The organism is Sporosarcina thermotolerans (assembly GCF_042658975.1).
Taxonomy (GTDB): domain Bacteria; phylum Bacillota; class Bacilli; order Bacillales_A; family Planococcaceae; genus Sporosarcina; species Sporosarcina thermotolerans.
The window spans coordinates 46339-69281 of the sequence record NZ_JBHSRM010000008.1 but is presented as its reverse complement, the minus strand read 5'-3'; the positions used below and the strand labels follow the sequence as shown (position 1 = coordinate 69281).

21 protein-coding genes are annotated in these 22943 nt (G+C 41.1%); 1 reads left to right on the top strand and 20 read right to left on the bottom strand.

What is annotated here, in order from left to right; genetic code table 11:
• Nucleotides 1-24: 24 nt before the first annotated feature.
• From infC to citZ, 18 genes are all read right to left on the bottom strand, one after another.
• On the bottom strand, nt 25-531 hold the full coding sequence (gene infC / locus ACFPZG_RS05020; protein ID WP_283732418.1) for a translation initiation factor IF-3: 507 nt from the start codon (nt 529-531) through the stop codon (nt 25-27).
• Nucleotides 532-1226: 695 nt separating this feature from the next.
• Entirely contained in the window at nt 1227-3164 is a 1938-nt protein-coding gene (thrS, locus tag ACFPZG_RS05015; RefSeq protein ID WP_283732419.1) for a threonine--tRNA ligase, read from the bottom strand.
• A complete protein-coding gene (locus ACFPZG_RS05010) occupies nt 3142-3396 on the bottom strand; it encodes a hypothetical protein (RefSeq protein ID WP_283732420.1) in 255 nt (84 codons plus the stop codon). The genes thrS and ACFPZG_RS05010 overlap by 23 nt, the downstream gene beginning before the upstream one ends.
• 355 nt (nt 3397-3751) lie before the next feature.
• The gene (gene dnaI, locus ACFPZG_RS05005; RefSeq protein WP_283732422.1) at nt 3752-4696 is read right to left on the bottom strand and encodes a primosomal protein DnaI; all 945 of its coding nucleotides are present in this window, start codon (nt 4694-4696) and stop codon (nt 3752-3754) included.
• Between the two features lies 1 nt (nt 4697).
• On the bottom strand, nt 4698-6056 hold the full coding sequence (locus ACFPZG_RS05000; protein WP_283732423.1) for a replication initiation and membrane attachment family protein: 1359 nt from the start codon (nt 6054-6056) through the stop codon (nt 4698-4700).
• Nucleotides 5986-6195, bottom strand: coding sequence for a hypothetical protein (locus ACFPZG_RS04995; protein ID WP_283732425.1), 210 nt, complete (start codon nt 6193-6195; stop codon nt 5986-5988). Before ACFPZG_RS04995 ends, ACFPZG_RS05000 begins: the two co-directional genes overlap by 71 nt.
• Complete coding sequence (gene nrdR, locus ACFPZG_RS04990; RefSeq protein WP_283732427.1) at nt 6192-6662, bottom strand: transcriptional regulator NrdR; 471 nt, start codon at nt 6660-6662, stop codon at nt 6192-6194. Before nrdR ends, ACFPZG_RS04995 begins: the two co-directional genes overlap by 4 nt.
• 177 nt (nt 6663-6839) lie before the next feature.
• Nucleotides 6840-7850, bottom strand: coding sequence for a glyceraldehyde-3-phosphate dehydrogenase (locus ACFPZG_RS04985; RefSeq protein ID WP_283732428.1), 1011 nt, complete (start codon nt 7848-7850; stop codon nt 6840-6842).
• Nucleotides 7851-7977: 127 nt separating this feature from the next.
• Entirely contained in the window at nt 7978-8574 is a 597-nt protein-coding gene (gene coaE / locus ACFPZG_RS04980) for a dephospho-CoA kinase (protein ID WP_283732430.1), read from the bottom strand.
• 13 nt (nt 8575-8587) lie between these two features.
• Nucleotides 8588-9460: a bifunctional DNA-formamidopyrimidine glycosylase/DNA-(apurinic or apyrimidinic site) lyase gene (mutM, locus tag ACFPZG_RS04975; RefSeq protein WP_283732431.1), complete on the bottom strand. Its 873-nt coding sequence runs from the start codon at nt 9458-9460 to the stop codon at nt 8588-8590.
• Nucleotides 9461-9469: 9 nt separating this feature from the next.
• A complete protein-coding gene (polA, locus tag ACFPZG_RS04970) occupies nt 9470-12094 on the bottom strand; it encodes a DNA polymerase I (RefSeq protein ID WP_283732432.1) in 2625 nt (874 codons plus the stop codon).
• An 83-nt stretch (nt 12095-12177) separates the two neighbouring features.
• Complete coding sequence (hflC, locus tag ACFPZG_RS04965) at nt 12178-13176, bottom strand: protease modulator HflC (RefSeq protein ID WP_283732433.1); 999 nt, start codon at nt 13174-13176, stop codon at nt 12178-12180.
• The gene (gene hflK, locus ACFPZG_RS04960; protein WP_317941250.1) at nt 13176-14141 is read right to left on the bottom strand and encodes an FtsH protease activity modulator HflK; all 966 of its coding nucleotides are present in this window, start codon (nt 14139-14141) and stop codon (nt 13176-13178) included. The genes hflC and hflK overlap by 1 nt, the downstream gene beginning before the upstream one ends.
• Before the next feature lie 79 nt (nt 14142-14220).
• The gene (gene pnpS, locus ACFPZG_RS04955) at nt 14221-15621 is read right to left on the bottom strand and encodes a two-component system histidine kinase PnpS (protein ID WP_317941251.1); all 1401 of its coding nucleotides are present in this window, start codon (nt 15619-15621) and stop codon (nt 14221-14223) included.
• Nucleotides 15618-16331 (bottom strand): response regulator transcription factor, encoded by a 714-nt coding sequence (locus tag ACFPZG_RS04950; RefSeq protein ID WP_283734673.1) that lies wholly within the window; start codon nt 16329-16331, stop codon nt 15618-15620. The genes pnpS and ACFPZG_RS04950 overlap by 4 nt, the downstream gene beginning before the upstream one ends.
• A gap of 41 nt (nt 16332-16372) precedes the next feature.
• Nucleotides 16373-16849 (bottom strand): MaoC/PaaZ C-terminal domain-containing protein, encoded by a 477-nt coding sequence (locus tag ACFPZG_RS04945; RefSeq protein ID WP_283732436.1) that lies wholly within the window; start codon nt 16847-16849, stop codon nt 16373-16375.
• Nucleotides 16850-17081: 232 nt separating this feature from the next.
• A complete protein-coding gene (gene icd / locus ACFPZG_RS04940) occupies nt 17082-18341 on the bottom strand; it encodes an NADP-dependent isocitrate dehydrogenase (protein WP_283732437.1) in 1260 nt (419 codons plus the stop codon).
• A 108-nt stretch (nt 18342-18449) separates the two neighbouring features.
• Entirely contained in the window at nt 18450-19565 is a 1116-nt protein-coding gene (gene citZ, locus ACFPZG_RS04935; protein ID WP_283732438.1) for a citrate synthase, read from the bottom strand.
• A 185-nt stretch (nt 19566-19750) separates the two neighbouring features.
• On the opposite strand from citZ, the gene ACFPZG_RS04930 reads away from it, so the two are divergent.
• On the top strand, nt 19751-20722 hold the full coding sequence (locus ACFPZG_RS04930) for an AI-2E family transporter (protein WP_283732439.1): 972 nt from the start codon (nt 19751-19753) through the stop codon (nt 20720-20722).
• Here the strand turns inward: ACFPZG_RS04930 and ACFPZG_RS04925 are convergent.
• Together ACFPZG_RS04925 and pyk are read right to left on the bottom strand one after the other, a co-directional pair.
• Nucleotides 20712-21098, bottom strand: coding sequence for an FxsA family protein (locus tag ACFPZG_RS04925; RefSeq protein ID WP_317941252.1), 387 nt, complete (start codon nt 21096-21098; stop codon nt 20712-20714). The genes ACFPZG_RS04930 and ACFPZG_RS04925 overlap by 11 nt on opposite strands.
• 72 nt (nt 21099-21170) lie before the next feature.
• Entirely contained in the window at nt 21171-22931 is a 1761-nt protein-coding gene (gene pyk, locus ACFPZG_RS04920) for a pyruvate kinase (protein WP_317941253.1), read from the bottom strand.
• Between the last annotated feature and the right edge of the window lie 12 nt (nt 22932-22943).

The following is a 22943-nucleotide window of genomic DNA, read 5'->3' as shown; positions in this document are numbered from 1 at the left end:
TCTGTTCCTCCTAAATCGTTCGTGTTACTTTTTTTCGGCAGTCGGGGCAAGTATTAGGAACATGCTCCGGCCTTCCATTTTCGGTTTCACTTCAACCGTTGAGACTTCTTTGCATAGTTCTGCGAAGCGGTCCAACACACGTTGTCCAATTTCCTTGTGCGTAATTGCACGACCACGGAAACGGATAGACGCTTTTACTTTGTCGCCTGCTTGCAGGAATTTAATAGCGTTGCGAAGTTTTGTTTGGAAATCATGCTCGTCGATCGTCGGGCTTAAGCGGACTTCTTTGAGGTTGATGATTTTCTGATTCTTTCTTACTTCGCGTTCTTTCTTCTGTTGCTCAAACTTGAATTTACCATAGTCCATGACACGGGCTACTGGTGGCTTTGCTGTTGGAGCGACAAGGACAAGATCCAAATTCGCGCGGGCTGCAATTTCAAGTGCCTCGATGCGGGATTTGATTCCAAGCTGGTCGCCGTTGTGGTCAATCAGGCGAAGCTCGCGGGCACGGATGCCCTCATTTACGTACATGTCTTTGCTAATAGTAATCCACCTCCGAATGTTGTCTCGCGAATACACGGTTTGGGTATACCGTCAGGCATTCCGACGGTCCCATAGTTCATTCGTTAATAAGAGCCGGACAATAAAAAAAGTAGACAAAAGTAACTTTTGTCTACCCGCTTATGTGTACATGCATTAAATGCACGGCACGTTCACTCATGTGCTAACCTGTCAACAACGTTATGCGTCGATCAGGTGAGAAGCGGGCAGCTCCTTCTTATACCACAAACTGTATTCATTAACCTTATTAAGTCTACCACCTGATTTATTCATTGTCAACATAAAAATTTCACAGTTGATTTACGCTGCAGGCGGACGCTTTCCGTGGGGCGCGGGTGAGCCTCCTCGTCGCTTCGCTCCTGCGGGGTCTCACCATTCGCGCTTAACCCCACAGGAGTCGCCGCCTTTCGCTTCAATCAACGGAGAGTATTAGTATTAAGTGTCGCAGTTAATAATTTCTTTAAAGACGCATAAAACGATTGAAAAGCTTATAAATCACCATAAACACGCATAAGTTTGGCCAGATACGCATAAAGCGGTTCAAACGCTTATAAATGCCTGCAAATACGCATAAACGCATATTTTGAAGGGTTTTTTATTTGTTTAAAGGCACTTGGCGCGATATGGAGTGTTGATTTACTTATTTATTCCCGCGTCCACTAGTATTAGTTTTCGTGGGATACGTCTGCTTGTATTAGTTTCAAGAAGTCATTGAATGGCATGCTTTCGGATTTTTGTTCTCCGTATTTTCGTACGTTTACTTCGCCGGATTCTACTTCTTTATCTCCAAGTACAAGCATGTACGGGATTTTTTGCACTTGTGCTTCGCGGATTTTATATCCGATTTTTTCGTCACGGCTGTCAAGGTCGATACGGAATCCAGCTGCGACTAACTTTTCGCGAACTTCATTTGCATAGTCGAAGTGAGCTTCAGGCGAAACTGGAATAACTTCAACTTGAACTGGTGCAAGCCAAGTCGGGAATGCGCCTTTGTATTCTTCGATCAGGAATGCTACGAAACGTTCCATTGTTGATACAACGCCTCTGTGAATGACGACTGGGCGATGCTGTTTGCCGTCTTCTCCGACGTAAGTGAGGTCGAAACGTTCAGGTAGAAGGAAGTCGAGTTGGACTGTCGATAATGTCTCTTCCATTCCGATTGCTGTTTTCACTTGTACATCGAGTTTCGGACCATAGAATGCAGCTTCACCGTCTGCTTCTACGTATGGAAGTCCAGATTCATCCATTGTTTCTTTTAACATGCTTTGTGCACGTTCCCACATCTCGTCGTCGTCGAAGTACTTCTCAGTATCTTCCGGATCACGGTATGAAAGACGGAAGGAATAATCCTCAATACCGAAGTCTTTGTACACGTCGATGATGAGTTGAACAACACGTTTGAACTCTTCTTTGATTTGATCAGGACGGACGAAAATATGTGCATCGTTTAGTGTCATTCCACGAACACGTTGAAGTCCAGAAAGTGCCCCTGACATTTCATAACGGTGCATCGTTCCTAACTCAGCGATACGTATTGGCAAGTTTCTGTACGAGTGGATGCCGTTTTTGTAGATCATCATATGGTGCGGGCAGTTCATTGGACGAAGAACAAGGTCTTCATTGTCCATGCTCATTACAGGGAACATGCCATCTTGGTAGTGTCCCCAGTGTCCTGAAGTTTTGTATAGTTCTACGCTTCCCAAAACCGGTGTGTAAACATGGTCATAACCAAGTTTCACTTCTTTGTCTACGATATATCTTTCGATGATGCGGCGGATTGTTGCACCTTTTGGTAGCCAAAGTGGAAGACCTTGACCTACTTTTTGGGAGTTCGTGAATAAATTCAATTCTTTCCCGATCTTACGGTGGTCACGTTCTTTGGCTTCTTCTAACATGCGAAGATGTTCTTGAAGTTCTTCTTTTTTGAAGAAAGCTGTTCCGTAAATCCTTTGAAGCATTTTATTTTTGGAATCCCCGCGCCAATAAGCACCTGCGATGCTTAGCAGTTTGAATTCCTTTAGTTTGCCTGTAGACGGTACGTGTATACCACGGCAAAGGTCGAAGAATTCTCCTTGCTCATAAATGGATACTTGTTCCCCTTCTGGAATTGCTTCCAACAGTTCAATTTTATATGGGTCATCAATTTCTTTGAAACGTTTTTCTGCTTCTTCGCGCGATACTTCCACACGTGTTACAGCTTGGTTTTCACCAATGATTCGTTTCATTTCTTTTTCAAGTTCAGGCAGATCCTCAGCTGTAATCGGTGTTGGAGAATCAATGTCATAATAGAAACCGCTGTCGATTACTGGGCCAATTCCTAATTTCGCGTCCGGGAATTTGCGTTTTACGGCTTGTGCCAGTAAATGAGCTGTACTGTGACGTAGAATTTCAAGGGCTTCAGGAGATTGCGGTGTAATGATTGCAATATCTCCATCTTCGTGAATTGGTGTTTTCAGGTCTACTAATTTGTCGCCAATTTTACCTGCCAATGCGCTTTTACGAAGGCCTGGACTGATGGAGCCTGCTACTTCTTCTGTTGTTGTACCTGTTGGGAACTCCTTTATCGCACCATCTGGAAATTTAAAATGAATATTTTCTGCCATTGCAAACACTCCTCATTATTTTATAAAATGTTGATTTCCGCTCCAGGCGGACGCTTTCCGCGGGCACGGCTTCAGCCAATCGAACCACGAAGAGTTCGATTTGCCGTATTTCTGCGCTTTTTGCAGAAATTAAGGCAGCCGTCTTGTCATTCCTGCTCGCAACGCTGCGCTTTTGCTCGCAAACGCCGTTCTTCGTTACGGCGTTCGCAGGAGTCGCCGCTTTCCGCTTCAATCAACGGATCTCCTTTTAATCAATAAAAAAACACAAAAAAGCCCCATCCCAATAAAGGGACGAGGCTGTTGCTCGTGGTTCCACCCTTCTTCCTTCTATCCAGTCATACAAAAAGAAAACTGGAAAGATGAAGCTCGAAACGGCTAACGGGCCGGGTCCGTCATCGGTTACTAAAAGGGTTCGCCGATGCTGCTCCGAGGTGGTAAATCGATCATCTTCACTTCAGGGCTTCCAGCCAAGCGACCCTGTTCTCTGGTAGTGGATTAACCGACTCATGTCCTCTTCAACACATTTTCGAATATAATATCCATTAGTATAAGGAATGTTTAAGAAATTTGCAAGTGGATAATTCAACCTACATGTTTCTTCGATTTTTCCCCTTCAACTGGACAGGTTTCGCAACCGTTTTGATGCGTTCCATAATCCGCGCGGCTTTGACTTCTTCCTTCTCGCCACGTTGTGTATACGTCAAATGGTGCTGCAGTTCATCGAAATTGAAATTCGACGTGATGAACGTAGGAAGCTTCTCCGCCATGCGGTATTGCAATATGGTTCCGATTACTTCATCACGTGCCCAAGCGGACATAGATTCCGCACCAAAATCGTCTAACATGAGCACTTTCGCTCTTTTTACGAAATCGATTTTTTCATTCAATGTCTGATCCTGGATTGATTGCTTCATTTCTCTTAGGAATTCTGGAATATAAACGACAACCGTCCGGATGCGAAGATTGGCAAGCTCATTTGCGAGCGCACCTAAAATAAAGGACTTTCCTGTTCCGAATGGTCCGTAAATGTAAAGGCCTCTTTCGGGTAACTCTCCTGTTTCGCTAATTTCACTTAAAAATTGAGCTGCAGCCTCAACGACAATGATTCTGCTATTATCATGCTCGAGATCCACGTCATGTAGACGTGCTTCCATGACGTCTTTCGGCATGTACATGCTTTCAATCATATTAGACACATTTCGGCGTTCATCATCGACAAGTTTATTCGGACATTTTACATAGTCGAGATCAATGAATCCTTGGCTGAGCACAAGTTTCGGCTCAAATCCTTTCATCACATTGACGCACCCTTCGATATTCGGGCATTTCTCACAATGGTGGGAAGCCGTTGTATATTCATATAATTTCCCCAAACTTTTGTCGACGACCGATTTATCGACTTGATCTGAATGATCGGTGATGAACTGTTGGACGCCCGGAGACTCCATTACTTCATTCTTCAATTGCTCGTACCTTGCGGTTAGTTCTGAGGCGTTAAAAACTCGCTTCAATGTATTTCCAATTCGCTCCAACTCATTTCACCCCACTTCTCATAGCATCGAGTTTTTCAAGCAGTTGACGGCGTTTTTCGTCAATAGACGGATCTACATCGGATACCGGTTGCTGCACTTTTTCCTCATCATTTTGATAAAACCATTCTGGTACCTTCTCTACCCTTGTCGGTTTCCTTTTGGAAGTGGATTTCTTACTTCCTTCATTTTGCCATTTAATGTACTGGTCATGTTCTTTCCGCGATATTTCCATCGCTTCTTTTGCTGTCGCAATTTTTTTATTCGCCCAATGCGAAGCGATTCTTTCCGCATAGTTTTTTGTAATTTTACCGTCGTTGCGAATAATTATATAGTGAAGTAATACATTTACGACGCCAATCGGAAATCCGTGAACAGTCACTAGTCTTTCAGCAAGTTCAACGTCTACAGGAAGCGGTTCATTTCCAGTGTAGTCTTTCAGCATCTCCCGAGGCGCAGTATTTTCCATATAGAAGATGAATTTATCTTCACGCGATTTCGGCTCCTCAATTGGTATAGCTCGTTCTTTCGTAAAGACTTTTTCAATCGTTGGGACGTTTTGCGAAATGTTCGTCTTGTAATAATCGACAGCGGCTTTTCGTACTCTGTTTTCAGGTAACCTTAAATTTTCGTCTAAAGCCATCATGATAACTTTTTGCATATCAATCGGTGTAAGGGAGTAAAGAAAAGCCAATTTCTCGATCAATTCCTTGGAAACCGAAGCAAGGGATGATTTTGGAACCATTTGTTCAGAAAGGCCAGAACGTAATAAGTTAAAATCGAAATCAGAATGAGCAATCTGAATACCTTTCGATTCATTTCGTCCTTTTATATCACCTGTTTCATCCACTTGTTCAGATGCCCCAGAACGAATCGGTTTGTAAACATCTAAAAAAGTACGTGATACTTCTTTATAAGTACCCTCAACTAAATTTTCATCCAAAAAACGATTCCTTAATCCGCGGTACGCTTGCTCTCCAATTTTACTAAAAAGGAATGTAGATAAGAGCGGATCATCGAAAAAGGATTTTGCATCCATTGGTGCAAGCAGTTCGTACACGAAGGAGCGATCATCGCCAACAGTCCTGCAATATGTGCGTAGCAAGCCGATTGCTTCGAGTGAAATCCTAGCTTCGAAAACTTGTCCCAATGGCATGGTTAATAAATTCATTAAGTAATAATGGTTAAACTCATTTTCTTTTTCTCGTTCCGCGTCAGCCCAAAAAGACATGAAAAGACTCATTGCTTGTGGGCCGATTAACGGTTGGTAAAATAGTGTGAGGAGTTGCCGGTCATAGTCCGAAAATGGACTTGCCATCTTTAGTTTGAATGAATCTACTGGTTGCAGTTCTTGATAAAGCAATTCGGAACCCCTCTTTCATCATCAATTGTAAATTTGTTGTTTTTCGCTCAGGCGGACGCTTTCCGCGGGTATCGCCGCCTACTGCTCCAATCATCGGAGCCTCTTGAATACCAACAAGTTCCTTTAAAATATATATCAAAGATTTGTTTCATCTTTTTTGTTTTGGAGGTTTTTTAACTCTTCGATGAAAACTGTTATGTCTTTATATTGTCTGTAAACCGAAGCGAATCGTACATAGGCAACTTCATCGACATCGGCCAATTTTCCCATCACCATTTCACCGACATCTTCGGAATTGATCTCAACAATCCCAGAACTTCTTAATTCTTTTTCTATTAAATAAACAATGTTTTTTAATGCCTCTAACTCAACAGGCCTTTTCTCACACGCTCTTATTAATCCTCTAAGCAATTTTTCTCCATTGAATTCTTCCCGGGACCCATCTTTTTTCACGACGATAAGTGGCATTTCTTCCACTTTCTCAAAAGTTGTGAACCGAAACGCGCATTTTTCACATTCACGGCGTCTTCGAATGGATCGATTCTCTTCAGCCGGTCTGGAATCGACTACCCTTGTGCCATTGTAATGACAAGCTGGACATATCATTTCGTCTTCCTCCGAATTTCCCTATAGTATATTGATTATAACAGAAGTTTGTCGAAAAAATCGAAGGGGATCCTAAAGAAATTACTGATGTGGTTTTTGAGAGGGATGAAAGAAATAAAAATGCCGTCCAAGTCATACAAGAACTTGGACGGCTTTTCATTATTTTAATAGATTCAATTAAGCATTGAGTGCTTTTGCAACTTTTTGAGTTAATTCGACAACACGTGCAGAATAACCCCACTCGTTGTCGTACCAAGCAAGAACTTTCACCTTACGGTCACCCATAACAATTGTAGACAACCCATCAATTGTTGCAGATTCGGTTGTTGTATTGAAATCGACAGAAACTAAAGGTTCAGTTGTGAAACGAAGGATTCCTGAAAGTGCGCCATTTGCCGCCTCTTTAAATGCCTCATTCACTTCTTCAACCGTTACATCTCTTTTTACATCTACAACTAAGTCAACTAACGATACATTTGGAGTCGGAACGCGAAGTGCCATACCATGAATTTTTCCTTCAAGCTCAGGCAATACAAGTGATAACGCTTTTGCAGCACCTGTTGAAGTTGGAATAATCGATTGGGCACATGCACGTGCACGACGAAGATCCTTATGAGGATTATCCAAATTCTTTTGGTCATTTGTATAAGCATGTACAGTAGTCATCAATCCGTTTTCAATGCCGAATGTATCATTAAGCACTTTCGCTACAGGAGCAAGACAGTTTGTCGTGCAGCTTGCATTTGAAATGACATCGTGTTTTTCAATATCGAGCTGATCGTCATTCACACCCAAAACAATTGTAATATCTTCATTCTTACCAGGTGCAGTTAAAATAACTTTTTTCGCACCAGCTTCAAGATGAAGAACAGCTTTTTCACGGGAGTTGAATACTCCAGTTGCTTCAATTACGATATCGACACCAAGGTCAGTCCATGGCAACTTGGATGGATCACGTTCTGCTAATAATTGGACACGTTTCCCATTAACAATCAGAGCATCTTCCTCAACGACGATGTCTCCGTCAAACACTCCATGATTTGTGTCATACTTAATCAGATGGGCCAAAGTTTCAGCCGGATATGATGCGTTTACCGCAACTACATTCACGTCGTCCTCTGTGATAATTTGGCGGAAAACCATACGTCCAATTCTACCAAATCCATTTATCGCTATCGAAGTAGTCATGTAAAAATATCCCCCTGCTTTATGTTATACTTTTTATCATTTATCCGATAATTAGTATAGCACATTTTACTTATGTGGAAAGAGTTTGTGAGGCAATTGAAAATGTTCCACTTTTCAGAGAATATACTTATGGTGATACGAACCATTTTGCTAAAATCGCATCAAGCTGTCGTTCAGTTTCTTCCAAAGTGTCGTTATTATTAATAACGGCATCCGCCCCTTTTTCCTTTTCGGGAATTGGGAGTTGTGAATTGATTCGAGCATCCGCTTCTTCGCCAGTTAAATTATTTCTTGCCATTAAACGCTTTCGTTGAATAGAAGGAGTTGCAGAGACGACAATGATTTTCTCGACATAGGATTGAAGCTTACTTTCAAAGAGTAATGGAATATCCATTATGACCGTATTAAACCCTTTTTCAAGCCATAATTCCTTTTGACGAATCATTTCTTGGCGGACAGCAGGATGCATAATCGCATTCAGTTTTTCACGTTCAAGTTGGTCATTGAATATAAGGCCGCCTAACTTTTCACGGTTAAGCCGACCATCTTGATCAATAATCTCTTTTCCGAATGCATCGGCTATTTTTTCCAACACACTACTTCCCGGCTCTACAACCTGCCTTGAAATTTCATCCGCATCGACAATCGGATAGCCTTTTTCTTTTAACATACGTGAAACGGTGCTTTTACCGGTCGCGATGCTTCCTGTCAAACCAATGATCATTGGATTCACCCTCTCACCTTTGGCATTTTGGACAATAGACGGAAGTTCTTCCGGCTATCTTTAGGCTTTTCGTCGAACTACCACATTGACCACAAACTTTTTTTCCATACATTTTAAGTCGAGTCTGCATTGTACCTGCTTCTCCATTAATATTTCGATAATCAGAAATGGAGCTTCCACCAGCATCAATACTTTCCTGTAAAACCTCAACAATCACTTCGAATAATTCCTTTTTCCTTTTTTCACTGATCCGTTCGGTCGTTCGATTCGGATGTATATTCATTCGAAAAAGAGCCTCAGTTGCATAAATATTACCGCATCCCGAAATAATATGCCCATCCATAATGACTTCCTTTATCGGTTTCCGTGCATATTTAGGAGTGGAAGCCATAGTCAGAAAGTGATCTATAGCTTCCTTAGAGAAAGGTTCCGGTGCCATTTTCAACAACGGAGAATAGTCCTCTTCCTTACCTAATAGGCGCAGTTCCCCAAATCTGCGTATATCGGAATAGACTAACATTCCGCCATCGTCCATCGTGAAAATGACATGGATATGGTTTCTGAACTTTCGTTCCGTCACCTCATCTAAAGAATCCACGACAAACCACGCACCTGACATTCCCAAATGGCTCACCAACAAATGTGGCTGACCTTCTTTTTTAAGATGGAAATAAATATATTTACTTCTTCTTGTAATATCCATAATCGTCATTTGGGAAAGTTCTTCTATAAAATCATCAAGCGTCTTTCCTTTGACAATTGCTTCTTTACCCAATTCCTTAGAACTTCGGATCACATCTGAAACCTTCACTTCAGAAATGGTACGACCTTTTGACGCAGGTGCCAATTCACGGACAACACCTTCAACCTCAGGTAGTTCCGGCATACTAATTCCTCACTTCGTTTCATACCAGGATAGTCCATACGCCCACTCGACTTTCAAAGGAACATCAAGTGTTAACGCGAATTCCATCACTTCAGGTACAATTTCCTTTAATTTCTCTATTTCATCTTCTGGTGCTTCAAAAATCAATTCATCATGTACTTGAAGAAGCATCCTTGTTTGAAGGCCTTCTTCTTTCAATCTTGCATCCATGTCAATCATCGCTTTTTTGATGATGTCTGCGGCTGTTCCTTGGATTGGCGTATTCATCGCCGTTCTTTCTGCAAAACTTCTTAGATTAAAATTAGAACTTGTTATGTCAGGTAAATAGCGTCTTCTATTCATCATTGTAACGACATAACCTTTCATTTTCGCATCTGCAACAATATCTTCCATATATTGTTTAACTCCAGGGAACGTCTCCAAATACGTATCGATGAATTTCCCTGCTTCTTTACGGGTTATATTCAAACTTTGAGAAAGGCCATAGTCACTGATGCCATAGACAATGCCGAAGTTGACCGCCTTAGCAGTCCGTCTCATATCTGAGGAAACTCCATCCTTATCTACGCCGAACACATCCATCGCTGTTTTTGTATGAATATCCTCGCCTTCTTGGAAAGCTGCTATCATTTTTTCGTCTTGAGACATATGGGCAAGGACACGCAGTTCAATTTGCGAATAATCCGCTGCAAACATTAGCCAGCCTGGTTCGGATGGAACAAATGCTGCTCGTATTTTCCTGCCTTCCTCCAAACGGATTGGGATGTTTTGCAGATTTGGATTAATCGAGCTCAAACGACCTGTTTGGGTTAAGGCTTGTTGAAAACGAGTATGAATTTTACCATCTTCGTGGATTTCCTTAGTTAGTCCTTCAATATAAGTTGAATTCAGCTTTCCAAGCTGTCTGTACGTCAAGATGAAACCGATAATTTCGTGTTCGCTTTCAAGTTTCTCCAATACATCAGCAGCAGTAGAATATCCCGTCTTTGTTTTCTTAATTGGTGTCAGACCGATTTTTTCGAACAGAATTTCACCAAGTTGCTTGGGCGAATTAATATTGAATTTTTGTCCCGCCATTTCATAGATGATCGATTCCAACTCTAAAAGCCTCGCAGATAAATCAATTCCGATTTGACGCAGGATGCCTAAGTCAGTCTTGACTCCCGTTGTTTCCACCTTCCCAAGGATTTTAGCTAATGGCATTTCAAGCTCACGGTACAACTCAAATTGCTCATTATCACGAAGCTTGTCTTCCAGTATCGGCTTCAGTTTCCAGACAGCTTGGGCTTTCCTTCCGGCGTGATCTGCAAGTGTTTCTTCTCCCGGTAATGCCTTTTTGGCACCTTTTCCATAAACAACCTCGTCTGATTGGATATCGAAGTAGTTGAATTCTTTGGCAACAGATGCAACATCTGTGTAACTGGAAGAAGGGTTTGCAATATAGGTCGCCAATAATAAATCAAATTCAAAACCATTCACTTCGATACCATGTCTTAGCAAAGATGCATATGATGCTTTTGAATCAGTTGCGAACTTTCTCTTTTGTTCGTCCTGGAACCATTTTTTCAACTTATCCGACTTAATGACGACTTCAAACGGAATAAAGATGATGGTTTCACCGTCGGTCATACCGATGCCTGAAATTTCAGAGGCTAAATAATTCTCATCGATCATTTCAACATGAAGTGCCATTTCGTCTGCAAGTTCAATGGTATCCGGATCAGTTACGATATGAACGTTGATTTCCTTAATCGGTTCACTTTCAGTTTGTGGAGCCATTTTTTCAAGCAGCGTTTTAAACTGCAATTCTTCATAAAGTGCTTTTACGTTTTCCTCGTCAGGTCCAGGATAATCCAAATTCTTAATCGAAATGGTAATGGGTGCATTCACTTCAATCGTAGCGAGTCTTTTGCTCATGAATGCTTTTTCTTCATTCTCAGTCAAATTCTCTTTCAGTTTTTTACCAGAAACCTTATCCAATGATTCGTAAACTTTCTCGACTGAACCGTATTCCTTCAATAGTTTAATGGCAGTTTTTTCTCCAACTCCAGGCACACCAGGAATATTGTCTGAAGGGTCTCCCATAAGGCCTTTCATATCAATGATTTGTAATGGTGAAAGTCCGTACTTGTCCATCACATGTGCAGGTGTGTATTTCTCAAGATCTGTTATACCTTTTCGTGTAATACAAACTGTTGTATTGTCGCTTGCAAGTTGAGTCAAGTCTTTATCACCAGAAATGACGATGACTTCCATGCCTTCCGCGTCCCCAGTTTTGCTCAATGTTCCAATAATGTCATCGGCTTCGTACTGATCGAGTTCGTATTGTGGGATTTGGAATGCATCAAGTAATTTCCGTAAATACGGGAATTGCTCAGAAAGTTCCGGTGGTGTTTTTTGGCGTCCACCTTTGTATTCGCTGAATGTTGAATGCCTGAATGTTGTTTTACCTGCATCCCAAGCGACGAGTATATGTGTTGGCTTTTCCTCTTTTAGGATGTTTTGTAGCATCATTGTAAATCCATAGATAGCGTTCGTATGGATTCCTGTGTCGTTCGTTAATAACGGTAGGGCAAAAAATGCTCGATACGCCAAGCTGTTCCCATCCAAAAGTACAATTTTCTCTTTTGACAAATCCGCTCACTCCCTTGATAAAAAAACGTCATCTCCATTTATCTTACCATGTTGGTAAGGAGAAATGAAAATGACGTCTTCTGTTATTCGAGGTAACCTGTTAAGATTTTCGCGTATGGCGAGTCAGCAGGCATGATGATCATTGTATCGTTACCAATAGTGCGTGAGTAAGACTGCAGTGTTCGATATAGATTATAGAACTCTGGGTCCTTGGAGAAGGCATCGTTGTATATTTTTGCTGCTTCTGCCTCTCCCTCTGCATGGATGATTGCTCCTTCTTTTTGGGCTGTCGCCAATAACTCTTGCACTTCACGGTCTGTTTCCGCTTCAATTCTTTGCTTTTCCGCATCCCCCTCAGAGAGATAAGCCTGAGCGGTTGATTCCCGTTCAGAAATCATCCTTGTGTAGATGGAATGCTCGTTTTCTTCAGGAAGGTCAATTCGTTTCATACGAACATCTATCACTTCAATTCCGTAATTCCCTTCGTCAAGGAATTGATTCACTTTTGCTGTGACGCGGTCATTTAAGCTCCCCCGCTCGGAGTTTTCATCATTAACAACATCGACATAATTCAACTGACCCATTTCGTTCCGAATAACCGAATAGATGAACTCTTCCATTCTGGATTCAGCGTTGACGATATTTCGGGCGTTGGAGATCATTTTTTGCGCATTTGTTATTTTCCATACAGCATAGTTGTCAATAATGATCCGTTTTTTATCCTTTGTTGTAATTTCCGCTTCAGAAACGTTATAGATCATTTGGTTTTTTGGTAAAGTGGAGACGGTTTGAATGAATGGGATTTTCATATTCAAACCTGGTTCGTCAATGGTTCTTGTAATCTCTCCAAACTGTCGTACAACGCGGTATTCATCTTGCTTAACGATAAATACATTCGCTAATAGGATAATTGCCAATGCAAATAGTACCGTAAGCGTGATTGCTGTTTTCACAGTTTTTCTCATATTGAATGGGCGTTTTGGCGTTATGACCTTTTGGGGATCTCCCGCTTTATTCTGTTTTGCTCGTTGACGTTCCATAAATTTCTCTTCAATGCCTTTAAATGGATTTTCATTCGACATCAGTTGCCTCCCCCTTCCGTTTTAGTAGCCGGTGGTGGTGTTTGATTCTCTAACTGCTGTAATGGTAAATACTTCAATGTTTCTCCATCATCATTCATAATATAGATTTTAGCTTTTGGTAATACTTGTTCTAATGTTTCGATGATTAGACGTTGTCGTGTAATCGCTACGTTTTTTGAGTATTCCGCATGAAGATCGTTAAAGAGGGCGACGTCTCCGAGGGCCTGCTCAATACGCGCTGTTTTTTGACCTAATGCACGTGACCGAATTGCATTCTTCTCACCGATTGCTTCGTTTTCCCGTTTGTTTTTATACTTTTGGGCTTCATTAATTTTTGTGTTTTTAGTTTCCCTTGCGTCCGTTACAGCAGTGAAAGCCGCACGTACCTCCGCGTTCGGAAGCTCAACGTCTTGTAATTTGACACCTTGAATTGAAATACCGATATCATAATTTCCTACAAGGGTAGTTAGTAACTCCCGTGTTTTCCCTTCAATTTCCGCCTTTCCATCCGTCAACGCTGCATCTATCGTCGAGCTTCCGATAACAGATCTAATTGAGGCAGAAGTAGCGTCATGCAAAATTTGTTCCGGTTTTTGGGAATTGAATAAAAACTTTTGCGGATCCGTAATTTTCCATTGAACTACGAGATCTGCGAGGACGATATATTCATCCCCTGTAATCATTTTTGTTTCTTTGTCAAAAGAGACAAGCTCTCCACTCGCGTCTTGTTTGTACCCGAATTGAAGACTGAAAGTTTCTTTTGAAAGTTTTTCAACCTCTTGGATTGGCCATGGTAATTTGAAATGCAAACCTGATTCGGTTACGGGCGTATCCGCCTTACCGAAGGTGATAACAACTGCCTGCTCAGATTCATCCACGGTGTACCAAGTAGTAAATGCGATAACAACTAAAAGAATCCCAGCGATAATAAGTCCTGTCGCTATCGATGCTCGGCGTGTGCTCATATTTGTAATTCCCCCTTCTCATATGTATCTATTAATCATACGGACGTACTTCAAATAAGTTTCAAAAAAAGAAACCGCATTATGCGGCTTTTTTTGGTAGAGTTATGGTAAATGCAGTTCCAACACCCAATTCGCTTTCAACAGTAACCTTTCCAGCATGTGCTTCAATCAAGTGTTTTACGATGGCTAAGCCAAGTCCAGTACCACCGGATTCTCTGCTCCGGCCACGGTCGACTCTGTAAAAACGTTCAAACAGCCTTGGTAATTGATCTTGTTTTATACCAATGCCCTCGTCCTTTACTTGAATAATGACCTCCTTTGCGGTTTGAGAAGTCGTAATAAAAATTGTGGTACCTTCTTTTGAATAATTAATGGAGTTTATCAATAGATTGACCATCACTTGGATAAGTCTATCCTTATCAGCTTCCACACCAATCCTTGACTGACCTTCTAAAATGATCTTCATTCCCTTTTTATCAAGTGGCCCTGAGACGATTTTCATCGCATCGTCTATCACATCAGAAATATGCACGGATCCATAGTGTAAATAGAAGCCCTCTCTTTCGATTCGTGACAATTCGAGAAGATCATCAATAAGCACATCCAGACGGTCACTTTCCTTTTGTATGATTTCGAGGAAATCCTTCAATAGTTGAGGTTCATTCATCGCCCCGTCCAATAAGGTTTCCGTAAAGCCCTTAATGGATGTAATTGGGGTTCGCAATTCATGTGATACGTTTGCAACGAAATCCTTTCGTACTTCTTCCAAGCGTATTAACTTTGTTATGTCGTGGAAGACAATGATAATGCCAAGCCAATTGCCATGTCGCCCGATAACCGGTGCTCCATAAACATTGAAATACGATTCATCTCTCCTAATTTGACGTTCCGTGACTTTTTCCGTCAGGAACACATCCTCTATTAAGACTTCAATTTCTTCAGGAAAACCTATTTCTTTAATACTCTTTCCTATCAAAGAATCGCTTGAAAATCCAAAAGTCTTTTCAAAAACACCGTTCTGTAAATTTACAGTGCCTTCCCTTCCAAAGATTAAAAGTCCACTTCCCATACTTTCAATCAACGTCTTTAATCGTTCCTTTTCCATCGTCCGTAAAATTGAAGTTTCCTGTAAGTTTCTAGCAATTTGATTTAAAGCAAGCCCAAGCTCATTGTCAATCCCTATTTCCTCGATTGGAGTTCTTGCCAAATAATCCCCTTCTGCAAGTTTTCTTGCTGTTCTTGTCATAAAGTCAATGGGTTTCGTATATTGGCGAATGACACGGGATGCTATGAATATGGATATGAAAAATACAATAGAAAAAGTAACAGCAAGGAAAAGCAAATACTTATGCTGTACTTGTGTTGAAATTGGATGGTCAATCAGATAAAAAAACTGGCCAAGGACGATACCAAGACCAGTCAATTGAATTAAAAAAATAACAGTGAAAGCAAGAAGAAGCCTATAATAATAACTTTTCATTTGACCTTTTGCTCCTCGAATTTATATCCGATTCCCCTGACCGTCTTAATGAATAGCGGTTTTTTTGTATTCTCTTCAATTTTTTCTCTCAGGTGACTGACATGCACGTCAACGATTCGTGTATCCCCAACAAAGTCATAGTTCCAAACTGCACTTAATAGTTGTTCACGGGTAAGTACACGGTTTTTATTTTGCATGAAGTAGACGAGTAACTCAAATTCTTTCGGCGTAAACTCCAATGATTGTTCCCGTAGATAAGCCTCATACTGTTCAGGATGTACAGTGAGCGGACCTGACGTAATTATATGGTCACGATCATCCGTCACCTTAACACCAGTACTCTCTTGACTGCGACGCAGGACAGCCTTAACACGCGCTATGACCTCCCTTGGGCTAAACGGTTTTGTCATATAGTCATCTGCACCGATTTCTAATCCTAAAACCTTGTCAGGTTCCTCGCCTTTTGCAGTGAGCATAATAATCGGAGTATTTATATTGCGACTTCTAAGGATTTTGCAAACTTCAATTCCATCAATAATGGGCAACATAAGATCAAGTAAAATTAAATCTGGTTTTTCTTCTTCAACTTGCTGAATGGCTTGTGCACCGTCTGCCGCCATAATAGTTTCAAAGTTGGATTGTTTAAGATTATAATCGAGTAACGTACGAATTGGCTGTTCATCATCGACTATCAATATCTTGTTCACGATACCCGTCATCCCCCTAAAAATTGATAATATTTTTCTGGAATTTAAAAGTTCTCCATTGCTTGCGCGGTGAGGTTTTTCTCTGTGGATGGAGGAATTACTGTCACATTCCCCGAAATAACGGTTTGTTTGTTTTCATTTGTTGCTTCTATCATAATAACAATCGATTTTTTATCGATTTCTACTTTGATTACTTCGAATAGGAATTCTATAGTTTCATAATGAAAGACAGGGTTTGGGAATCGTAAATGTTGCTCTGTAACGTGAGAGCCTGGCCCTGGCAAGTATTTCGAGATTGCCGAAGTGACGAAACCGGTTAACATGATTGGTGGAACAACTGGTTTTTCAAACTTCGTTTGAGAAGCATAATCATGTTGGATGTAGAGCGGGTTTGCGTCATTTGTTAAGCCAAGATAAAGGAGAAGGTCTTTGTCTTCGATTTTTTCGGTTAGTTTTAATTTTTCCCCGATGACGATCTTTTCAATATCCCTACCAATCCGCCTCTTTTTCCCTAATATCAACTTTTTTCCTCCTTTATTTATAGAGCAATAATTGTTGTTATTGAAAGTGTATCAATTTTCACTGGGAAAGGGCAAGCAAACGCCGTTACGAAAAACGGCGTTTGTTTGCGAGCAATGTTTTCTGCGACCCTAAGGGAGCACAAGCGAAGCGTTGCGAGCAAGTGATTTGTTAACCTTTATCTGTTTATTAAAAAACCGGAAAGCACTTAGGCTTCCCGGTCTATTGTTTCTCTTATAGGTTTTTGATTAATTCATCTGCGAATTCGGATGTTTTTACTTCTGTTGCTCCATCCATTAGACGTGCAAAGTCATACGTTACAACTTTAGATGCAATTGTCTTCTCGATAGATTCAGTAATCATTTGAGCCGCTTCATTCCATCCCATATGCTCAAGCATCATAACGCCGGAAAGCAATACGGAAGAAGGGTTTACTTTGTCAAGACCAGCATATTTTGGTGCTGTGCCGTGAGTTGCTTCGAAAATCGCATGTCCAGTTAAATAGTTGATGTTAGCTCCTGGAGCGATACCGATTCCGCCGACTTGTGCTGCAAGTGCGTCGGAGATATAGTCACCGTTCAAGTTCATTGTAGCAACAACTTCGAACTCTTTCGGACGAGTCAAGATTTGTTGAAGGAAGATATCAGCAATCGAATCTTTTACGATGATTTTGCCAGCAGCTTCTGCGTCAGCTTGTGCTTTGTTCGCAGCGTCTGTACCTTCTGCTTCTTTGATTTGATCGTATTGGTTCCAAGTGAATACTTTGTCGCCGAATTCTTGCTCTGCAACTTCGTAGCCCCAGTTTTTGAAAGCACCTTCAGTGAATTTCATGATGTTTCCTTTGTGTACAAGTGTTAAAGATTTGCGGCCTTCTTTAAGTGCATAGTTGAGTGCACCACGAACAAGGCGTTTTGTACCGTCTTCAGAAACTGGTTTGATACCGATTCCTGAAGTTTCAGGGAAACGGATTTTATCAACACCCATCTCATCTTGAAGGAATGAAATTAATTTCTTAACTTCATCAGAACCTTCTTTGTACTCGATACCTGCATAAATGTCTTCCGTATTTTCGCGGAAGATGACCATATCGCAGTCTTCAGGGCGCTTAACTGGAGAAGGTACACCTTCGAAGTAACGTACAGGACGTAGGCAAGTATATAGATCCAATTCTTGACGAAGAGCAACGTTCAATGAACGGAATCCACCACCGATTGGTGTAGTCAACGGTCCTTTAATCGCAATTAGGTATTCATCGATTGTGTCAAGTGTTTCTTGTGGTAGCCATTCGCCTGTTTCATTGAATGCTTTTTCTCCTGCAAGAACTTCTTTCCATTCGATTTCCTTTTGACCGTCATATGCTTTTTTAACAGCAGCTTCCAATACGCGTGAAGCAGCATGCCAAATATCAGGACCTGTACCGTCACCGATGATGAAAGGGATTGTCGCTTTGTCTGGAACGTTTAGAACGCCGTCAGTTACTGTGATTTTTGCCATTTTGAATTCCTCCGTTTCATGATGAGGGGGCTTGTACATTTCTGCACCGCCCCATGGATTACTTTTCAGCTTTCCGATAAATTTTCTATCGGGGAGTTTACAACTTTGTTATCTCTCATTGATAGGTACATATTTTTGCAGATCTGGTCCGATGTAATCCGCACGTGGACGAATTAGTCTATTATTGGAGTATTGCTCCAAAATATGTGCTGTCCAACCGGACATACGGGAAACCGCAAAAATTGGTGTAAACAAATCATGATCGATACCAAGTGAATGATATACCGAAGCTGAATAGAAATCAACGTTCGGAGGCAAGTTCTTCTCACCTGTCACAATGGACTCAATTTTTTCGGACATGTTATACCATTTTTCTTCACCGCGAAGTGTTGTCAACTTCTTCGACATTGCACGAAGATGTTTTGCACGCGGGTCACCTTTTCGGTATACACGGTGGCCGAAGCCCATAATTTTTTCTTTATTGTCAAGTTTTTCTCTAATGTATGTTTCTACATTTTCTTCTGATCCGATTTCCATCAGCATCTTCATAACTTGCTCATTTGCACCGCCATGAAGTGGGCCTTTTAGAGCTCCAATTGCCGCAGTAACACCGGAATAGATATCTGCAAGAGTTGCCACACAAACACGTGCCGTAAATGTGGAAGCGTTCAATTCGTGGTCTGCATGAAGAACTAAAGCTTTGTCGAATGCTTCGATTGCAATTTCTTCAGGTTCTTCACCATTCAACATATAAAGGAAATTTGCTGCGTAACCAAGCTCTGTTTTAGGAGCAACAGGCTCTTGTCCTTTACGGATGCGTGAAAATGCGGTTACAACAGTTGCAACTTTCGCTTGTAATTTTATCGCTTTTTCATAGTTTGCTTCATCAGACATATCTTCTGCTTTTTCATCGTATAATCCAAGAAGGGAGATTGCTGTACGCAATGCAGCCATTGGGTGTACATCAGCAATTGGATATGTTTTGAAATGATCAAGTACTTCTTGAGGAATAGACATATTGTCTGCAAGTTGCTGCTTTAGCACAGCAAGCTCGTCCTCTTTTGGTAAACGTTGGTGCCATAATAGATAAACAACTTCCTCAAAGCTTGCATTCTCTGCCAGGTCGTCGATATCGTAACCGACATATGTAAGGGTGTCATCAATAATAGAACTGATGGCGGACTGTGTAGCTACGATTCCTTCCAAACCTTTTGATGCTGTCATTTAAATCGCTCCTTCAGTCAATTTTGCCTACTATCTACAACAAAATATTGTGAATCTAGGCAAATCTATATTTTTATTTAGTACTGCCTGAAACGCTTACATGACTATTATAAGCAAATATTACAGCTTTGTGAATGGAAACGCTTGTTTTAGTAGTAAAATAATTTTAGAAGGATGAATTATTGTTGAAAAACCGCGTCTTACAACAGCCTTACCAATCTTTGGTTTTGCAATGGACTCCTGCAATTATCGCCGCAATATTAATCTTTATGGTTCCTCCAGTTGGAATTGCAATCATTATCGCTTACTTTACCGCTCCAATTTTAACAGCCATACGAACGATGACACGACTTCCTTTAACAATCGCTACACTATGTGTGATGCTCTCCATCTTGTTCATAATTAGTACGTTTTCATTTATAGCTTTGCACGGGTTGATGGATACAATTCCAATTGTGGAGCGTCATCTTGCTCAGTACACAGGTAAAACCGATTTATCCGGAAAAGTTTTTTCGTTCCTTGAAGGGAAATTTATCGAATATGGACATGCATTGTTAGAATATGCCATTACATTTACAGCTACCTTTTTCCAACGTATTTTCAGTCTATTCATTTTCTTAGTTGCCTATTTTTTTGCATTACGTGAGTCTGGCAAGAACCGTTATTGGTTTCTTATTTATTTCCCGATTAAGATGCGAAAATCCTCTAAAAGGATTTTCACTAAATCAGGTGAATTAATAGGCACATTCTTTTTTGTAGAGGCAAGACTATTCCTTCTGACATTTATCGTTCTGAGTATTGGATTTTCATTATTAGGCTTCGAATCCCCGATCGGAAATGCATTCCTTGTCTCACTTGTAGACAGTTTGCCATTACTTGGAATTGGTCTGTTTTTGCTTCCTATGTCAGCTTTCTTTTTCTATTCAAACCAATTTTTCATCGGTGTTTCGCTTATCCTTCTATATATCTTCGTTCTTACGACTAGACAATTGGCGGAATCCTATATGTGGGCTTCGGCTTTTCGCGTAAAACCGATCCATGCCTTCTTCATAACGGTCTGCTCTTTTTATCTTTTCGGTCTTCCTGGCATACTATTAACGCCATTCCTGCTATTTGCTGCCCTGAAGCTGAAAATGAATCCGTATTTTACCGGATAACAATCTGACCTTTTTTCATTTTTTCATAAATCCATTTGATGATAAAAGGACGTATAATATTTCTTGGCCATTTAAACAAAAGTAAAAGACCGGCTAAATCTGTGATAAAGCCGGGCATGATCAAAAGAATTCCGCCAAGGAAAATACAAACGCCATCAATGACAGCGTTGCCCGGGGTTTCCATGGATGCCATTCTATTCCGCAAATCGGTCCAAGCTCTGAGTCCTTGGGTCTTCGCCAAGTAGGCTCCTCCTACACCCGTTGCGATGATGATAAAAATCGTTGGCAGAACACCAAATGTTTTTCCCGAATAAAGGAGTAACGCGATTTCCGCAGTAGGCAATAAAATAAAAGTAAGCACCAGCGTTTTTCTCAATACATCCACTCCATTCCTAAAAAGGCTGCTTTCGAAAAGATTCGAAAGTCAGCCTTTTGTATACTAATATTATTATAAAACTCTTGCATGCCCATTGTAAATTACGCCGGATTCCGCATCCATTGTAATTTCTTGACCACTTGCAATTACTTCAGTCGCTTTATCCACGCCAACGATAACCGGGATTCCCAAACTCAATCCAACTACTGCCGCATGACTCGTCAAACCAGATTCTTCTGTTATGAGTCCTGCACATTTTTCAATCGCAGGCATCATATCTCGATCAGATGCATATGTGACAAGGATTTTTCCTTCCAAATTATGGTTCAAGGCTTCATTTGCATTTTTGGCAACAATCGCTTCGCCAAATGCAACTGTTTTCCCAATCCCCTGTCCTCGCGCAAGCATATCACCGATGACATGGATTTTCATTAAATTCGTCGTACCTGCCTCACCAACAGGAACACCTGCAGTAATAATGACAACATCGCCATGAGTAACATATTGATGCTTTACGCTTTCCTCAACTGACTCTTGTAAAATCGCGTCTATGGAATGGACTCTTTCTCCAATAATCGGGTAAATTCCCCATACAAGAGTTAATTTTCTTGAACATTCATCAGATGCAGTAATAGCGATAATAGGACAACCAGGTCTATATTTAGCAATCATTTTTGCCGTTTGACCACTTTCAGTCGGTGCCAATACAGCCTTAACTTTTAGATTAATAGCTGTATAGGCAGCTGCTTGACCAATTGATTCCGTCATATTTCCTTGTTTTTCACGTCGACGAGTTGATACCACTGAATGATAATCTACTGCACCTTCCGCTGTCCGAGCAATTCGATCCATTGTACGGACCGATTCTACGGGATAGAGTCCTGCTGCTGTTTCACCAGAAAGCATGATTGCATCAGAACCATCCAAAATAGCGTTTGCTACGTCACTTGCTTCTGCTCTTGTAGGACGCGGATTGCGTTGCATCGAATCTAACATTTGCGTAGCTGTAATGACTGGTTTTCCAACTTGATTGCATTTTTCAATCATATTTTTTTGAACAAGGGGAACCTCTTCGGCAGGGATTTCCACGCCAAGATCTCCCCTTGCAACCATTAAGCCATCCGAGACATTCAGAATTTCATCTAAATTGTCAACGCCCTCCTGGTTTTCAATCTTAGGTATGATATGAATAGCTGCACCGCCGTTGTTTTCAAGTAACTCCCGGATTTCCATAACATCAGAAGCACGACGGACGAAAGATGCCGCGATAAAATCAACACCTTCTTCAATGCCGAATAAAATATCCTCCTGATCTTTCTCTGTTATGCCAGGTAGTTGCACGGATACACCCGGAACATTGACACCTTTTTTATCCTTCAAAATACCAGAATTTACAACAATCGTATGGATCAGTCCATTTTCTTTATCCAAACCAAGAACTTCAAGCTGAATAAGTCCATCATCCAAAAGAATGACAGAACCTTTGTCAACGTCTTCAATCAATTTATCATATGTGACTGAAAAGGCTTCGTCTGTACCTTCCACTTCAGCCATCGAGATATCGATATGTTGGCCAGTTATCAATTCTACTTGTCCATTTTTCATGGAATGTGTACGAATCTCGGGGCCTTTCGTGTCAAGCAGAATTCCTACAACTTTCCCTGTCTTATTCGAAGCTTCCCGGATAGCCGAAATTCGGGCTCTGTGCTCTTCATGCGATCCATGTGAAAAGTTCAATCGTGCTACGTTCATACCTGCTTCCATTAACTGTTCAAGTATTTCTGGTGATTCACTCGCCGGTCCGATGGTACAAACAATCTTTGTCTTTCTCATTACAATACGCCC

What these genes read in the sequence shown, in the direction of transcription:
- infC (WP_283732418.1), bottom strand. Translation starts at nt 531, where the DNA reads ATGTACGTAAATGAGGGCATCCGTGCCCGCGAGCTTCGCCTGATTGAC.
- thrS (WP_283732419.1), bottom strand. Translation starts at nt 3,164, where the DNA reads ATGGCAGAAAATATTCATTTTAAATTTCCAGATGGTGCGATAAAGGAG.
- nrdR (WP_283732427.1), bottom strand. Translation starts at nt 6,662, where the DNA reads ATGATATGTCCAGCTTGTCATTACAATGGCACAAGGGTAGTCGATTCC.
- ACFPZG_RS04985 (WP_283732428.1), bottom strand. Translation starts at nt 7,850, where the DNA reads ATGACTACTTCGATAGCGATAAATGGATTTGGTAGAATTGGACGTATG.
- coaE (WP_283732430.1), bottom strand. Translation starts at nt 8,574, where the DNA reads ATGATCATTGGTTTGACAGGAAGCATCGCGACCGGTAAAAGCACCGTT.
- mutM (WP_283732431.1), bottom strand. Translation starts at nt 9,460, where the DNA reads ATGCCGGAACTACCTGAGGTTGAAGGTGTTGTCCGTGAATTGGCACCT.
- hflC (WP_283732433.1), bottom strand. Translation starts at nt 13,176, where the DNA reads ATGTCGAATGAAAATCCATTTAAAGGCATTGAAGAGAAATTTATGGAA.
- hflK (WP_317941250.1), bottom strand. Translation starts at nt 14,141, where the DNA reads ATGAGCACACGCCGAGCATCGATAGCGACAGGACTTATTATCGCTGGG.
- pnpS (WP_317941251.1), bottom strand. Translation starts at nt 15,621, where the DNA reads ATGAAAAGTTATTATTATAGGCTTCTTCTTGCTTTCACTGTTATTTTT.
- icd (WP_283732437.1), bottom strand. Translation starts at nt 18,341, where the DNA reads ATGGCAAAAATCACAGTAACTGACGGCGTTCTAAACGTTCCAGACAAA.
- citZ (WP_283732438.1), bottom strand. Translation starts at nt 19,565, where the DNA reads ATGACAGCATCAAAAGGTTTGGAAGGAATCGTAGCTACACAGTCCGCC.
- pyk (WP_317941253.1), bottom strand. Translation starts at nt 22,931, where the DNA reads ATGAGAAAGACAAAGATTGTTTGTACCATCGGACCGGCGAGTGAATCA.